Source organism: Actinocrispum wychmicini, assembly GCF_004345645.1.
Classification (GTDB): Bacteria; Actinomycetota; Actinomycetes; order Mycobacteriales; family Pseudonocardiaceae; genus Kibdelosporangium; species Kibdelosporangium wychmicini.
The window spans coordinates 233,396-248,887 of sequence record NZ_SLWS01000009.1 but is presented as its reverse complement, the minus strand read 5'-3'; the positions used below and the strand labels follow the sequence as shown (position 1 = coordinate 248,887).

Annotated in this window: 14 protein-coding genes and 1 pseudogene; 3 read left to right on the top strand and 12 right to left on the bottom strand. The window is 68.8% G+C overall.

The window, feature by feature from the left end; translation table 11 throughout:
* Positions 1–330: 330 nt before the first annotated feature.
* Together EV192_RS36575 and EV192_RS36570 are read left to right on the top strand one after the other, a co-directional pair.
* Positions 331–1,107, top strand: coding sequence for a sensor histidine kinase (locus tag EV192_RS36575; protein ID WP_132123203.1), 777 nt, complete (start codon positions 331–333; stop codon positions 1,105–1,107).
* Entirely contained in the window at positions 1,108–1,773 is a 666-nt protein-coding gene (locus EV192_RS36570) for a response regulator (RefSeq protein WP_132123202.1), read from the top strand. It begins immediately after the preceding gene.
* Between the two features lie 20 nt (positions 1,774–1,793).
* Here EV192_RS36570 and EV192_RS36565 read toward each other — a convergent pair whose 3' ends face one another.
* From EV192_RS36565 to EV192_RS36520, 11 genes and pseudogenes are all read right to left on the bottom strand, one after another.
* On the bottom strand, positions 1,794–2,972 hold the full coding sequence (locus tag EV192_RS36565) for a cytochrome P450 (RefSeq protein WP_132123201.1): 1,179 nt from the start codon (positions 2,970–2,972) through the stop codon (positions 1,794–1,796).
* 25 nt (positions 2,973–2,997) lie between these two features.
* Positions 2,998–4,452, bottom strand: coding sequence for an MFS transporter (locus EV192_RS36560; protein ID WP_132123200.1), 1,455 nt, complete (start codon positions 4,450–4,452; stop codon positions 2,998–3,000).
* 680 nt (positions 4,453–5,132) lie between these two features.
* Positions 5,133–6,065 carry an SMP-30/gluconolactonase/LRE family protein gene (locus tag EV192_RS36555; protein WP_207926443.1) on the bottom strand — a complete coding sequence of 311 codons (933 nt, stop codon included), beginning with the start codon at positions 6,063–6,065 and terminating at the stop codon, positions 5,133–5,135.
* Positions 6,066–6,229: 164 nt separating this feature from the next.
* Positions 6,230–7,423 (bottom strand): hypothetical protein, encoded by a 1,194-nt coding sequence (locus tag EV192_RS36550; protein ID WP_132123198.1) that lies wholly within the window; start codon positions 7,421–7,423, stop codon positions 6,230–6,232.
* 4 nt (positions 7,424–7,427) lie between these two features.
* A complete protein-coding gene (locus EV192_RS36545) occupies positions 7,428–8,774 on the bottom strand; it encodes an amidase family protein (protein WP_132123197.1) in 1,347 nt (448 codons plus the stop codon).
* A gap of 44 nt (positions 8,775–8,818) precedes the next feature.
* The gene (locus EV192_RS56325) at positions 8,819–9,109 is read right to left on the bottom strand and encodes a hypothetical protein (protein ID WP_243727330.1); all 291 of its coding nucleotides are present in this window, start codon (positions 9,107–9,109) and stop codon (positions 8,819–8,821) included.
* A 16-nt stretch (positions 9,110–9,125) separates the two neighbouring features.
* Positions 9,126–9,299 (bottom strand): annotated as a pseudogene (locus tag EV192_RS56985) (winged helix-turn-helix domain-containing protein); the annotation flags it as partial.
* 21 nt (positions 9,300–9,320) lie between these two features.
* The gene (locus tag EV192_RS36535; RefSeq protein WP_132123195.1) at positions 9,321–10,859 is read right to left on the bottom strand and encodes a molybdopterin-dependent oxidoreductase; all 1,539 of its coding nucleotides are present in this window, start codon (positions 10,857–10,859) and stop codon (positions 9,321–9,323) included.
* Between the two features lie 44 nt (positions 10,860–10,903).
* On the bottom strand, positions 10,904–11,353 hold the full coding sequence (locus EV192_RS36530; protein WP_132123194.1) for a hypothetical protein: 450 nt from the start codon (positions 11,351–11,353) through the stop codon (positions 10,904–10,906).
* 32 nt (positions 11,354–11,385) lie between these two features.
* Positions 11,386–11,580, bottom strand: coding sequence for a hypothetical protein (locus EV192_RS36525; protein WP_132123193.1), 195 nt, complete (start codon positions 11,578–11,580; stop codon positions 11,386–11,388).
* Positions 11,581–11,668: 88 nt separating this feature from the next.
* On the bottom strand, positions 11,669–13,222 hold the full coding sequence (locus tag EV192_RS36520) for a peroxidase family protein (protein ID WP_132123384.1): 1,554 nt from the start codon (positions 13,220–13,222) through the stop codon (positions 11,669–11,671).
* Between the two features lie 210 nt (positions 13,223–13,432).
* Here EV192_RS36520 and EV192_RS36515 point away from each other — a divergent pair, with 210 nt between their 5' ends.
* A complete protein-coding gene (locus tag EV192_RS36515; RefSeq protein ID WP_132123192.1) occupies positions 13,433–14,158 on the top strand; it encodes an IclR family transcriptional regulator in 726 nt (241 codons plus the stop codon).
* On the opposite strand, the gene EV192_RS36510 is transcribed toward EV192_RS36515, so the two are convergent.
* Positions 14,155–15,492: an LLM class flavin-dependent oxidoreductase gene (locus EV192_RS36510; RefSeq protein ID WP_279494975.1), complete on the bottom strand. Its 1,338-nt coding sequence runs from the start codon at positions 15,490–15,492 to the stop codon at positions 14,155–14,157. The two genes, EV192_RS36515 and EV192_RS36510, sit on opposite strands and share 4 nt — an antisense overlap.

Sequence of the window (15,492 nt, the reverse complement as noted above, 5' to 3'; positions counted from 1 at the left end):
CGAACATATCGAAGTGCTCCCCTCGCCGGCCCCAAAGCGAACCGGAGATCAATTCGCCACTCCAGGCAGTCTCGCGCGAATGTTATGCGGACCGGGCCAATCCGCTCGTCCGCCCAGGGAACTGTTTTCGTTCTCCGCCGCGCGATGGAGGACCAGTACCGGAAGTGGATACGAATACTTCGGCCATACGGGTGACAACAGTTCGGTCACACTGTTCCGTAACCTGTAACGACCTTGCCTCGCGGGGTGAACAACGGGTTGCATGGTGGCACTCGGGCGCGCGCCAGCTGCTGGCGGAAAAGACGTGGTCAGGCTCGGGGGAGGGTGAGAATGAACAACGTCGTCGTCTTGTTACTGGGTGGGCATCAGGTATTGCTTGGCGTGACCATCTGGGTGTCGACAATTTGTGTGCGCAGCGCGGCGGCGAAGGCCACGTCGATGCGACACGCGGCGGAGAAGATGCGCCGGGAGCACGAATTTCAGGTCCGGGTCGCGATCACGCGGGAGCACACACATATTGCGCGCGAGTTACACGATGTCGTCGCGCATCATCTCACTGTGATTGTCGCCGGCGCGAGCGCGGCCAAACGTATGTCAACATCTAATGGGGCGAGTGAAACGCTCGGTGTCATCGAGACAGTCGGCCGGGACGCGCTCGTGGAGATGCGGGAGTTGCTCGGGCGCCTGCACACCGACCAGGTGCCGGCCGGCCCACCGCGGCTCGACCAGCTGCCCGACCTGGTGACCCGGGTGGGGCAGGCCGGCCTGCCGGTGCGGCTCACCGTGCTGGGCGACCGCCGACCGTTGCCCGACGACGTCGAGGCCCACGCGTACCGCATCATCCAGGAGGCACTGACCAACACCCTCAAGCACGCCGGCCCGACCCGAGCCGGCGTCGTGGTCGGCTACCACCCTGGCTGGCTGCGGCTCCGGATCCACGACGAAGGCCATGGCCACGGCCGGCCGTGGCCGGGCGCCGGGTACGGGCTGGTCGGGATGCGGCAACGCGCCGCCCAGCTCGGCGGCGTCATCGCGGTCGGCCCCGGCCCGGACGGCGGCTTCCAGGTCGCCGCCGACCTGCCCGTGCCCGCTGAGCTGAGACGGTAGATGACCATCACCGTCCTGACCGCCGACGACCAGCCGCTGATGCGATCGGCGTTGCGGATGTGCCTGGCCGCGGAACCGGACCTGGAACTGGTCGGCGAGGCGACGGACGGCCTGGAGGCGGTCGAGCTGTCGATCCGACTGTGCCCGGACGTGTTGCTCGTCGACATCCGGATGCCCAACCTGGACGGCATCACCGTCACCCAGCTGCTGACCGCGCGCGCACCCGCCACGAAAGTGTTGGTGCTGACCACGTTCGATCTCGACGACTACATCGTGGACGCGTTGCGCGCGGGTGCCAGCGGCTTCCTGCTCAAGGACGCCGGCGCCGAGGAGGTCGTGCACGCGGTCAGGGTGATCGCGGCCGGTGACGCGGTGCTGGCGCCCCAGGTGACCCGGCGCCTGCTCGACCGGTACGCCCACCGCTTCCCCGGCCCCACCGTGGAGCCCGCGGACCTGCTCCGCGGGCTCACCAACCGGGAGATCGAAGTGCTGGCACTGGTGGCGCGCGGCTACACCAACGCCGAGATCGGCGCGGCACTGACCGTCGCGGCCAGCAGCGTCAAGAGCCACGTCAGCCACCTGCTCGCCAAGCTGGGCGTGGCCGACCGGATCCACCTGGTGATCCTGGCCTACGAGACCGGCATGGTCGACCCTGGGACGCTGTGACCGCGTCCCAGGGTCGACTGTCACCAGGTGACGGGCAGTTCCCGCACCGTGTAGAAGACCGCGTTCTCCTTGAACTCCAGGTGTTCCAGTGGTGTCGCCAGCGCCAGGGTCGGGATGCGGCGGTACAGGGTGCGGTAGACGACCTGCAGCTCCACCCTGGCCAGTGGTTGGCCCAGGCACTGGTGGGTGCCGTAGCCGAAGGCGACGTGGTGGCGGGCCTTTCGGTGGACATCGAGCACGTCCGGGTCCGGGAAGGCGACGGGGTCCCGGTTGGCGGTGCTCTTCACCGCGATGATGCCTTCACCGGCGCGGATGAGGTGGCCGCCGATCTCCAGGTCCTCGCGCGCCACGCGGCGCGCTTCGGTGTGGGTGATGGACAGATAGCGCAGTAGTTCCTCCACGGAGTCGGTGGGGTCGTCGCTGTCGCGGACCGCGCGAAGCTGGTCCGGGTTGGCCAGCAATGCGGCCGTGCCCAGAGCGATCATGGCGGCGGTGGTGTCATGCCCGGCCACCAGGAGGAGTTGGCCCATCACCGCGATCTCTTGTGGCGTCATCGCGCCGGTCCGGGCCAGCTTGCTGAGCACGTCGTCGCCTGGCGCGGTGCTCTTCTTGACCACGAGTTCCTCCAGGTAGGCGTTCAACTCCTCGCTGGCGGCCACGGCCTGGTCGGGATCGGGCTCGTCCATGACGAGCGTGCGGGCCACTCCTTGGAAGAAGTCCCGGTCGGTGTACGGCACGCCGAGCAGTTCGCAGATCACCAGCGACGGGACCGGCAACGCGAACGCCGTCACCAGATCCACCGGTTTCGGCCCGGCGAGCATGTCGTCGATGAGGCCGTCGACGATGCCCTGGATCCGGGGCCGCAGCGCGTCCATCTTCCTGATCCTGAATTCCGACGTCAGCAACCGCCGTTGGGCGGCGTGTTCCGGCGAATCCATCTGCATCAACGTTTTCATCCGCGTGTCGCGTGCCTTGCTCACCGCGTTGGTGTGCGGGAAGCCGGGCTGGGTCGCGTCGACGCTGACCCGGGGATCCGCCAACACCGCCCGGACGTCGGCGTACCGGGTGATCAGCCACGGCATACTGCCGTCCCACAACTTTACCCGCGAAACCGGCGCGTCGGCCAGTTCCGGCGCCGGGTCGAACGGGCATCCCGCCGCACGCGCCATCGGGAACGTCCCTGTCTTGCTGCCAGTCATCGAACCTCCTTGGGTGGAGCGGGAATTACTCACCGACGACGCTTGTGACGGCGGCCGGACGTGGCGTGCTGCGGTTGGCGCGCCGCGCGGTGAAGATCCCGAAGGCGGCGATGACGGCGAACCCGATCAGGAGGCACCGCGCGGAGGTGATCATCGCCGGTCCGCCCAGGTTGACCAGCAGACCGGCGACCGCCGCGCCGAAGGCGGTGGACATCGTCAGCACCGTCGCGATCGCGGCGGCGGCCTTCTGCCCCTCCTCCGGATCGTCGGCACTGGTCATGGCGGCCACCGACAGGTGTGGCATGGCGATGCCGATTCCCGTACCACCGAACAGAAGCACGGGCAGCCAGGCGACGACCACAAGCGTTGACGCGTCCTGGTGTTGCAGCAAAGCGAGCACGGCGAGACCAACGGCGAGGACGGCCGGGCCGGCGACCTGGAGCCGTCGGATCGTCCGCTGCCGGCGGGCCGAGGAGCTCACGATCTGGCTCACCGACCACCCCAGCGACAGAGCCGCGGCGAAGAATCCGGCCGCCACCGGCGGCAGCCCACCCATGTGCTGGCTGAACAGCGGCAGGAACGACTCCACAGCGACCCCGGACGCGAGGAACGCGATCGTCAGGTACACCCACCGCAGTGCCGAACCGGCCTGGTAGGTCGACCTGGGCAGGACCCGGACCTTGGCCCGCCGCTCAGTCGCCAGGAACGCCGCCACCAAAGCAAACCCCACCGCGATGACCGCACCGATCGCGACCGCGTCAGAGAGGATCCCGGCGACACTCACCGCGCCCACAGCTCCGACAACCAGCGCCAACGACGCGACAGGCACCGGGACCTTGCTCTCACCCCGTTCACTTCGTGGCAGCGCCCGTGGCACGAACGCCGCGATCACGACCGCGACAGCCGCCAGCACGACGAACGCCAGCCGCCACGACCCGAACTGCGCGAACAACCCACCCAGAGCCGGCCCCACAAAGTTGCCGACACCGAACATCGCGGAGATCAAAGCGCTGCCCCGCGCCCACAACCGAGGCGGCAACGCCGAATGGATCACAGCGAACCCCAACCCGGTCAACAAACCAGCGCCCAACCCCTGAACGCCCCGCCCAACCAGCAACACGGCCATCGCCGGACTCACCGCGCAAATCACCGAACCAGCGGCGAAAACCCCGAAGCCGATCAAGTAAGACCCGACATTGCCCCGCCGAGACAACACCCGACCCACAAACATGGTCGCAACCACCTGAGCGACGAGGAACGCCGTCATGTTCCAGGCGTAAAGCCGCTCACCACCGATATCGCTGACCGCCGTAGGCAACAAACTCGCCGCCACATAGATGTTAACCGCACCGACGAGAACACCCCCCGCCAACACCACAGCGGTACTCAGATAACCACCAAGCTCCCGCCACGACCCCACACTCTGACCGTTGTCCACGCGCGTATCTCCTCGTCGTTGTACAAACCGCGCCGTGATCATGCCGGCCCCCGGGGACCCGGTAATCGGACAAATCGGACGTGAGTTGCATCACATTTTCGACAGCGACTTTCAGGTGAGAAGAAACGACATGCTGCAACGCGTGGCCGCACCTGGGAAGGGGCGAGTTGCGCTGGGCGGGGAGAGTCGGCGGGCGGGCCGACCCACCCAGCAGCCGCACTCCAGCCCTCAGCCACCGACCCGACAGCCGTACTTCAGTCTTTGGCCGCCGACCCACCCAGCGCACTTCAGTCCTTGGCCACCGACCGGCTTTTGTCTTTGGCCACCGGCATGGCCTCGGCCTTTGGCCGCCCAGCTCGGCCTTTGGCCACCGACTGGGCCTTAGTCCTTGGCCATCGGCCTGGCCTTGGTCCCGGCCACCCAGGCTCGGCCTTTGGCCACCCATCCCGGCTCCCGGCCCCTCCGTCAGCAGGTGCACCTGACCTCAGGCGCGTGCCCGCGCACCACACTGGTGCTTCGTTCTGTCTCCCGGCCGACCTGGGCGCAGCCCAACCACAGGTGTCAAGAGGCTAAAAGCGGCGAGCAACCCCGAGCGGGAACCGGCCTCTTGACGCCTGTGGTTGCCTCTGGCAGGTCGGGCGGGAGGCAGGACGCGGCCCTTCCCCTGTCTCCTGGTCGATCAGCCCGCCCGGCGAGGGCATTCTGTTCCAATGGCACCCACATCAAAGGGGAAGGTCGAAAGCCGCCACCGTGCGCCCGACAAGGCTCCCCAGATAAACCGTGCCAGCCCGCTCCCGAACCCCGGTCGTCTCGTAGAACTCCGTGCCAGGCCCCTGAAAATCATGGACGACGCGACCATCAGCGTCCACAGCCAACACCCAGATGAGCCGTCTCGGCTTGGGCTGCAACGCTTTCGGCAGTGCCCAGACCACCTTGCGCAACACCGGCGGACGGCCCAGCAACGCGTCCAGCGTCGGATTGCGCGAACTGGCCAGGGCGATCCAGATCAGGCCGTCGGAACCGAGCGAGATGTTGTCGGGGAAGCCGGGCAGGTTGTCCATCAGCACCTCGTCGGTACCGGCTTTCGGGCCGGTGAGCCAGCGCCGGGTGAGCCGGTAGGCGCCCGTCTCGGCATAGGCCACAAAGGACTCGTCAGGGGCCAGCGCGACGCCGTTGGCGAACTGTAGGCCGGTCCGCAGCACTTCGACCGCGCCGTCTGGGTGCCGGCACAGCAGTCGGCCGGTGCCGGAGTGCTCCAGCAGGTCACCCATCCAGTGCTGGAGGCTGAACCGGCGGGACGAGTCGGTGAAGTACACCGTGCCGTCCGCGGCGACAGCCGCGTTGTTGCACAGCTTGACGGGTTCGCCGTCGACCTGGTCGACCAGGGTGTGCACCCGGTCCGCGTCGATCACGAGCAGGCCACGTTCGGCGTCGCACACCAGGATCCGCCCGTCCGGGAACACCTCGATGCCCAGTGGGCGGCCACCGGTGTCGGCGATCGTCCGGATGTCGCGGCCGTCCGGGCTGAGCCGCAGGATCCGGCCGTCGTCGACGCCGGTGATGACGGTCCCGTCGGCGTCGAGCGCCACGTCCTCCGGGCCGTGCCCGGGGATCGGCATGACGCGCGGCGGCGGCAACGGTGTCTCGCTCGTCATTCGCCGTGCCCTGTCCGGCGCTACCGGCGGCTTCCACACGACGGGACGCAGTGCGGGCTTCATGGCTGGGCGACACTCCGTTCGGTCAGTACGGCCAGTGCCAGGTTGACCAGTACCACCGCCGCGAACACCAGCGCAAGCGCGGCCAGGCACCGCATAGCGGTTCACAACTCCGGCAGGTACTCCGACCGCACTGTCCCGTCGCCGAAACACAGCACGCCCACCGACATGTACCCCTTCGGGCTGCGGTCCTGGCGGTCACCAGGGTTCGGCTGGCACGTGCCCCACCAGGTCCGATGCGCGACCAACGCGTCCCGCGCGCCGGCCTGCCCGAGAGCCAGCCGCCAGACGGGCACCTGCGTGTGCGCGTACCACGGTCCCACCTGGTTCGACCGAGCCGCTGATTCCGCGTACACCAGTACCAGGGCGAGCTTTTCCTTCGCGTCGGGTTCGTCGCGTGCCACCGCCACCATCGCCTGGGCTTGCAGCAGCACGAAGTCCGTGGGCCGCTTCTGATGGACCTTGAGGTGCTCCTCCAGTGCGAACTCGCGTACCAGGTCCAGGGCCACCTCGTCCTTGAGCGCCACCGCCAGCATGACGGCGTCGATGAACCGGTTGTCGATCTCCACCCCTTCGCCGGTGGTCAGGCTCACTGGGCCGTCGAGGTCGACCGTCAGTTCCTTGCTGGTCCGCCGAACCTTGTCCGCGATCTCCGCGCGCGCCGCCAGTGCCAGGTACCGGCCGACCTCTGGCGTGCCGGGGGCGACCAGATGCTGGTACCGCGCCGCGTCCATGGCCTCCTCGTGCAGCCCGGCGAGCGTGCGGACGCTGGTGGCGGAGCCGTCCCGGAGCCGGCCCAGCACCCGGCTGACCTGGGTCGTGGACGACTCGAGTTCCTCGCGTCCCCGCTCCAGGTCGTTGCGGGGACCGTGCCTTCCCACGAACGTGTCCGTGTCCCGCACCGGCCGGACCGGGCACACGATCTCCCGGTCCGGGAACGTCACCCAAGGGCGGCCAGCGCGGTCGTACCCGTTGTCCGCCAGCCACTGCTCAGCGGGCTCGTTCTCGTGAAACCGCACGACCATCCCGCACGGCCGGAAGCCCGCGGTCAGGTCCGGGTGCACGCCGCCCGGCGTGTACTCGGCCGGAACCCCGACCTCGATCTCGACCGGGTCCCCGTCGTCCACGGGGAGGAACAGGAATCCGGGGCCGCCCGCCGGGATCCCGCCTGGCCACTCCGCCAGCAACGTGCCGGCCCTGCGGGCCTCGTCCTCGGCCGTGGCCAGTACCTCGCTTCGCTGGGCGGTGACCTTCCTAGTGAACGTCGCTTCGCCGGGGATCTCGTCAACGACCGCCATGGCGTCATCCTGCCCGAAGATCATTCCGCGGGAGCACGTCCTCGACGGCGACGGCGATCCGCAACAGCCGCTCGTCGTCGAACACCCTGCCTTCCAGGCACAGGCCCACCGGCAGGTCGTCCGCCGTGGTCCCGGCGGGCAGGCTCACCGCCGGCTGGCCGGCGACCGTGCCCGGTTCCGTGTTGCGGATGACTGTCGGGAACAGCGGCACGGGCCGCTCGTGCAGCATGATCGTGTCGTCCTCGCCGATCAGTGGCGGCAGAACCGGGCACGTGGGCCAGGCCAGGACGTCGGCTCCGGAGCGCTCGAACGCCTCACGGTACGCCTCGCGCAACCGCCAGCGGGCGTCGCGAGCGGCCGTGTAGCGCTCAACGGTGACCGGTGCCGAAGCCATCCCGGCGAGCAGCGCACGCACGTCGGGCGAACTGATGCGCGACGCGACTTCCGCCAGTCCGGCTCCGGCCAACGGAGATCCGGTGAGCAGCAGACGTTGCCGCAACAGCCGGGCGAACTCGAACAGGACAAGGGGGTCACCCGACTCGGCCGCCAGCGTGAGGTCGTCCCGCACCTCCACCTCGACCAGTTGGGCACCGGCGGCCGTCAAGGTGGCCAGCGCGGCCCGAACGACCTCCGTCACGCGCGGGTCGACATCGCGGTACCTGCTGGCCGGAACGCCGATCCGCAGCCCTTCGAGTTCGCCCGGCGCGCCCGGCGTCGATCCCGAGGTGATCACCTCGTCGATGATCCGCACGTCCCGCGCGGTGCGGGCGTGCACGCCCACGGTGTCCCGGCTGTACGACAGGTTCACCACCCCGTCGCCCGGATATCGGCCGGTGGACGGGCGGAACCCGACGATCCCGCAGAACGACGCCGGGATGGTGACCGAGCCGCCGGTGTCGGTCCCCAGGCTGACCGGCACGACATCCAGCGCCACGGCGACCGCGCTGCCCCCACTGGAACCGCCGGCGGACCGGGCCGGGTGCCACGGGTGGCGGACCGGTCCGAACGTCGCGTTGTTGCTCGTGATGCCGAACCCCAGTTCATGCAGGTTGGTCTTGCCCAGAACGGTGGCACCCGCCGACTTCAGCACGCTGACGACGCCGGCGTCGGTCTCCGCGACCGCGTCGGCGAACAGCGGGCTGCCCGCCGTGGTCGCCAGCCCCGCGACGTCGATGTTGTCCTTGACCGCCAGGGGAACCCCGGCCAACGGCCCGTCGTCGGCCGTCGAGCGTGGCCCGACGGTGATCCACGCGCCGTGGGAGGCCGTGGTCTCCTTGGCCCGGTCGACGCAGCCGCCGACCCGCTCCCGGCGTCCGGCGATCTCGATGTCCAGCCACTCTCGTAACGACACAGACTTCCCCTATCGGCTCGTTGCCCGGGAAGTCTGCCACTCGGTCAGAGTCGGGCGAGGGCGGCGCGTGCCTCGGCTGCCAACAGGGTTTGGTTCGTGGCCGCGGCCAGGGTCGCGCCGAGGGCGTTGTGCGCGTTCGCGATGTGGCCGAGATGGTTGACCTCCTGGGCGATCTCAAGCGCCTCCTCTCCACAGTGGACTGATTCGCGGTGCCTGCCGGACATTCGGTGCACGGCGGCGAACACGCCGATCGAATAGCCTTCTTCGGTGCGGTGCCCGTGCGTGCGGTAGAAGTCGACGGCCCGGCGGACCAGGTCCCGCCATCGCGTCGACATTGAGCACGTACCCACCGGATCGTCGGCCGATCTCGACACCGTCGGCCGCGGCGAGCGCCTGTCGCAGTCGTGACAGGTAGGTGCGCAGCGTTTCCCGCGCGCGCAGCACCACCCGATCCCCCCACACCCGGTCCACGAGCTGATCGGCCGAGACCACGGCGTTCGCGTCGACGAGCAGGGCGATCAGCACACAGCGCTGCCGCGCCGGCCCTCAGCCGCTGGTGAACGTGGTGGAGTGCCACCCGGTGGCGCCGTCCGGGATCGGGGCGACCCGCTGGTCGGTCTGGGTGTACCCGCTCTTGTCGGTCGCCCGGCATTCCACCGTGTGCAGTCCGGGCGCGAGGTCGAGTTGGGCCTGCCACATCCGCCAGGTGTTCGGGTTGACGTCGGTGGCGAGCGTCGCCGGTGTCCAGGGTCCGTTGTCCGCGCGAACCTCGACCTTGGCGATGCCTCGTGGCTGCGCCCAGGCGACCCCGGCGACGGTCACCTTGCCGGGCCGGACGGTGGCGAAGCCGTTCGGGGAGTCGATCCGGCACTGGGTCTTGATCGGGGCTGTCCGGCCCCAGCCGCGCTTGAGCCAGTACGCCTGTTTGTCGGCGAACTTGTTGAACTCCATGTCCACCACCCATTTGGTGGCGGACACGAACCCGTACAGTCCTGGGACGACCATGCGCGCGGGGAAACCGTGCTCGGCGGGCAGCGGCTCGCCGTTCATGCCGATCGCGAGCAGTCCGCGGTCGAGCACGTCGGCGACCGGGGTGCCCGCCGTCCACCCGTCGACACTGGTGGAGAACAGCTGCTCGGCCCCGGGTTTGACGCCGGCCTGGTCGAGGATGTCGCGCAGGGGAACGCCGATGAAGTTCGATGTGGACACGTACGGCCCACCGACCTCATTGGACACACAGGTCATCGTGATCGTGCGTTCCACCAGCCGCATCCGGCGGATGTCCGCGAACCGCAGCGTCAGCTCCTTGTCCACGGCGCCGTGGATGCGCAACACGTAGTCCTCGGCGCGCAACCTCGGCACGTTCAGCAGCGTGTCGACGCGGTAGAAGTCGCGGTTGGACGTAAGGAACCTTGGCGTGCCCAGCTGTGCGAAGTCCGCGTCGGACGGAATGGCGGGCGCTTGTTCGGCTGCAACGAGGCTGCCTACGGCTGTGCGTGAGTCCTCAATATTCACCCGATCGGCGATAAGTTGACCACCCACTCCGGCGACGCCGACGCCGACTGCGACACCCGCGGAGGTGTAGAGGAACTGGCGGCGACTCGGTCCCTCTGCTGGGGTGTCCACAGTGTCCTTGTGGGACGCTCTGGTGTGTAGCATATAGAAGACGCCCGCCCCGACGACCAGGCTGGCCCCGGGTGCCAGAATGTCCACGAAGGACGTGTCCGGCCGGGCGAGCACCGCCGCGATTCCGAGCCCGCCCAGCATGACGGCCAGCACCATGCCCGGCCGTGGGCCGCGTCGGGAGAGCAGCCCGGCGATCACCGCGAAGACCAGCAACACCACGGCCATGCCGGTGAGCAGCACCAACTTGTCGTTCGTGCCGAACTGACGGACCGCGAATTCCTTCAGGTCCGTCGGCGTCAAATCGATCGCGGTGCTGCCCACGGCGAAGAACGGCGACGCGCTCGGATTGAGGACACTCGCAACGAGATGCCCAGCCGCCAGTGCCGCGGCGACCGCGAGCACACCGACCACAGCCGACCGAAAGAACGGCAACCGTCGTGCGTCGCCCTGAGAGTCCATGCAAGGTGTTCGGCACCGACACCGGCGCGGATGGCGTCGTCTCCTCAGATCTGCCGACGCGGGCCGTCAAGGGGTGACTTCACGGCCTCGTTGGCGGACGGATCGTTGCTGATCTCGTACTCGCTGCGGTCGCGGGCGGCCTGGACGTGGCTGGTGTAGTCGGACACCACGGCGGCCTCCCGCCTGCGGTTGAGCATTGTCAGCGCGCCCCAGTAGGCCAGTGCCACCAGGACCAGCAGAATACCGACGCGCACCAGGAACGCCTGCAGGTCGCTGCCGCCGAACGAAATCGCAGCGATCAGCGCGGTCAGGCCGAGCGTCAGCAAGTGGAAGAGCACCGACACCAGGGTCGCGGCCGAACCGGCCGACTGGCGCTCCCGGCCGCCTTCCACTGACCGGGCCAGGTAGCGCCTTCCGCTGAAGGCGAGCGCACGGCCGACCACGACCACCACAATGACCCCGGCGAGCAGGAAGTACAGAAGTCCAGCGTCCATATCTGGGGGATACCCAGGAATCCGACCGGCTATCACGAACTCCTGCCGGGAACCGTCAGCCAGGTCAGCGCCGTCGCGCCGACCCAGGTGACCGCGCCGATCACGCCGAGGGTGTGCAGGCCGGAGGTGAAGGCACTTGCGCTCCTGGTTGGCCAGAGCACTGGGGGAGGAACGTACGCCAAGGTGACCGCGCCGATGCTCGGCACTGTGGCCGGACACCGTGACACCTTGACGTACCTCTGGCCGGCCAGGGAACCGGTGTCCGCCGCGGGCGGGTGGCGAACAGTGCGGCCCTGACCTACTTTTCGGGGAGTGTCACTGGCCGCGGCTGGCGGGGTCCACTCCGGCGAACGTGAGCAGGTCGGTTATGTGGAACTCGCCGGCGGTACGGCCGGGCAGGGTGGGCCGGAAGTTGGGGTTGACCGACAGGTAGGAGGTCGGGTCGAGCTGCAGCAGGCCGATGAACACCTCGCCGCACAGTCGGGCGCCGACGCCGGCCAGCGCGATGCCGTCGTTGATGACGTCGGCTTCGCGCAGGATGTAGTACCAGAGTGGGGTGTTGCTGTCCAGGCCGAGGTTGAACTGGCGCAGTTCGGGGAAGACCTCGGGGCCGAGCGGTGGTTGGCCCATGGCGGCGGCCAGTGCCTGGCCGGACGGGATGGACCAGGTGATGTGCCGCAGCAGGTTGCGTTGCGGCAGTGCGGTCGGCGCGTCCCCGCTGGGTATGGCGGCCAGCGGGAGGTTGAACAGCGGAGTGGAGATGTGCGTGTCGATCCGCTTGTTCGGCCGTACGGCGGTGACCTGGTTGCCGCGGAAGTCGAAGAACGTCTGCCAACCGATGAACCGGCGGGGCGCGCGGGCTCGGCCGCGCAGGTCCACCGGGTCGGCCTGGCCGAGCCCGGCCGGGTCGAAGATGAAGCCGAAGAACGGTTTTCCGGCGTCGCCGGCCAGGTTCGCGCGGTAGGACGGGCGGACCATGCTGTGCCCGAACCGGTAGACGGCGCCCTGGAACTCCACCGGCATGAACTGCTGGCCGGCCGGCGGGCGGTAGAACTTCCGGCCGCGGTTGAGGATGTCCTGGACGATGCCGAAGGTGATGATCTGCGGCAGGAAGTCGTTCAGGATGATCCACTGGTAGTGCCAGGTGACCAGTCGGCGGGCCTCGGCGAACACCTGGGCGGACGGTGTGCCCTGGGCCCGCACGAAGTTGACCACTTTGTTGTGGAACAACAGGAACGCCGAATGCAGCCCGGCGATCATGAGGTTCTCGTCGTTGCGTGGGTCGGCGATGATGGCCACGCCGTCGGCCCGCCGGGGCAGGTCTTCGAACTGGCCGCCGCTCTCCACCCGGAACTTGGCCGGGTCGGCGGTGTCGTACAGCTCGGGGCTGCCCACCGGACCGCCGCCGTACACCGTGTCCAGGTTCAGCGTGGGGTTCCTGGTGTTGCGGGTGGTCTCGGGTGGGGTCGGCACGCCGAGCGTGGACGTCTGGTCGAACGTGAAGTCGTGGTCGATGAACTGGCCGAAGAACGTGGTGCCGGCGGTGTGGAACGGGTTGTCGCGGTTGTTGGGGGACAGCTCCGGGTTGGTGATCAGCCGGACCGGGCCTTCCTGCAACGGGTCGGCCGCGTCCATCAGGCCACCGGGTTTGCCGATCTCCCGCATCGCGTCCTGCAACGCGGGGGACGCGGTCGCGAACGGCGGCAACTGGAAGACGCGTCCGAAGAACAGCGGTGAGGTGGCCGCGAGGGGGTCGGCCAACGCGGCACCGGGAAAGGCGGATACCGCGGTGGCCGCACCGGCCGCGGTGACGCCACCAAGGAATCCTCGTCTACTAAGGTGATGCCGGTCTTTCTCGGCAGGGGGCATGCTCGTCTCCTAGGATCGCCAGGGGGCGGATAAAAGACCCACAATGTCGGTTGTCTAGACCTGCCGCCATGGCGGCAAAGTCCTAGGGGATAGCAAGAAACCCTTAGGCATCCCTAGGTAGCCTTACCCAGTCGGCCGCCTAATGGCCGTCGACGTTAGGCCGAACCCGCGACCCGGGTGGTTCCGGTCCAAAGAACCTATGATTCTGCCATGAAGAACAAGCCCCACTACGCGGTGGAGTCGGTCGACCACGCGTTGCGTCTGGCCACGCTACTGCAGCAGGAGGGGCCACTAGGCGTGTCGGAGGCGGCCGAGCACCTCAGGGTGTCCCGGTCCACCGCGCACCGGCTGCTGGCCATGCTGGTCTACCGCGACTTCGCCGAGCAGGACGCCGACCGCCGCTACCGGGCCGGCCCGGTCCTCAGCCCCGCGGACGCCACCACGGCGCCGGTGTCCGCGCTTCGCCGGGCCGCGCTTCCGCACATGCGCGCGCTGGTCGCCGACCTCCAGGAAACGGCGAACCTGGTCATCCTCGCCGGCAACCATGCCCGGTTCGTCGTGACCGTGGAGTGCGACCAGGTGCTCCGGGTCGGCGACCGCAGCGGCCGGACGCTGCCCGCGCATCTGGCCTCCGGCGGCAAGACCCTGCTGGCCGCGCTGCCCCGGGATCAACTGGCCGAACACCTGCCGCCGGACGACATGGCACGCCTGCGCCGCGAACTGAGCCTCGTCCGCAAGCGTGGATTCGCGATCAACGACCAGCTCACTGAGACCGGCCTCACCGCCGTCGGTGTCGCGATTCCCTGGCCCGCTGCCACGCCGACGGCCGCGCTCTCGATCGCCATGCCGTCCGTCCGGTTCTCCCGTGACCTCCTGCCGACCTGGGTCTCCGCCTTGTCCGAAACCGCGGCCGCCATCGCCGCGGACCTGCTCTAGGCTCGCGTCAAGGACGCCTCGGTGTAGCGGTTAACCGGTCGCGGCAGGCCATAGTGGTCGCGCAGGGTCCGGCCGGTGTACTCGGAGCGGAACAGGTTTCGCCTGCGCAGCAACGGGACCACGTGGTCGACGAACTCCGCCAGGCCGGACGGCAGGAGCGGCGCCATCACGTTGAACCCGTCCGCCGCGCCGGTGGTGAACCACAGCTCGATGTGGTCGGCGATCTGCTCGGGCGTGCCCGCCACCACCTGGTGCCCGCGACCGCCGCCGAGCCGGCCGATGAGTTGGCGCAGCGTGAGTTTCTCTCGCTCGGCCAGGTCGCGAACCAGTTCGAACCGGCTCTTGGCGCCGTTGATGCGGGTGACCGGCGGCAGCGCGGGAACCGGTTCGTCCAGCGGGTGGCCGGTCAGGTCGACGCCGATCAGCTCGCTCAGCTGCCGCACCGCACGCACCGGGACGATCAACTCGGTCAGCTCGTCGGCCAGCCGGTCCGCTTCGGCCTCGGTCCCGCCGAGCACGGGTACGATCCCGGGCAGCACTTTGACGCTGTCCGCCGACCGTCCATTTGCGACAACGCGGCGTTTGAGGTCGGTGTAGAACGCTGTCGCCTCTTCGTGGGTCTGCTGGGCGGTGAACACGGCCTCCGCCCACGTCGCCGCGAACTCCTTACCGTCCTCACTGGACCCAGCCTGCACGAGTAAGGGGTGCCCCTGCGGGCTACGCACCGAGTTCAGCGGGCCGCGCACGGCGAAGAACCGTCCCTTGTGGTTGATCTCGTGCACTTTCGTCTCGTCCGCGAACACACCGGACTTGCCGTCCACGACCAATGCGTCGTCCTCCCATGAGTCCCACAGCGCGGTGACCACGTCGAGGAACTCGGCGGCTCGCTGGTAGCGTTCGGCGTGTTCGGTGTTCGCCTCCTTGTTGAAGTTCTGCGCCGACCGGTCGCCCGCGGTGGTGACGATGTTCCAGCCGGCCCGGCCGCCGCTGATGTGGTCGAGTGACGAGAACAGGCGGGCCAGGTTGTACGGCTCGCTGAACCCGGTCGACGCGGTCGCGATCAGTCCGATGTGCTCGGTGGCCTGCGCGATCGCGGTCAGCAGCGTAACCGGCTCGAACCGGTTGGCGATGCTGTGCCGCACGTCGCCCCAGATCTGCACCCCGTCGGCGAGGAACACCGAGTCGAACGTGCCGCGCTCGGCGATCCGGCCCAGGTTCTGGAAATGCGCGACGTCGTCCACGGCCCGTGGGTCGGTCCGCGGGTGTCGCCAGGCCGCCTCGTGGTGGCCGACGCCCATCAGGAACGCGTTGAGGTGGAGCTCGCGGTCGGACAA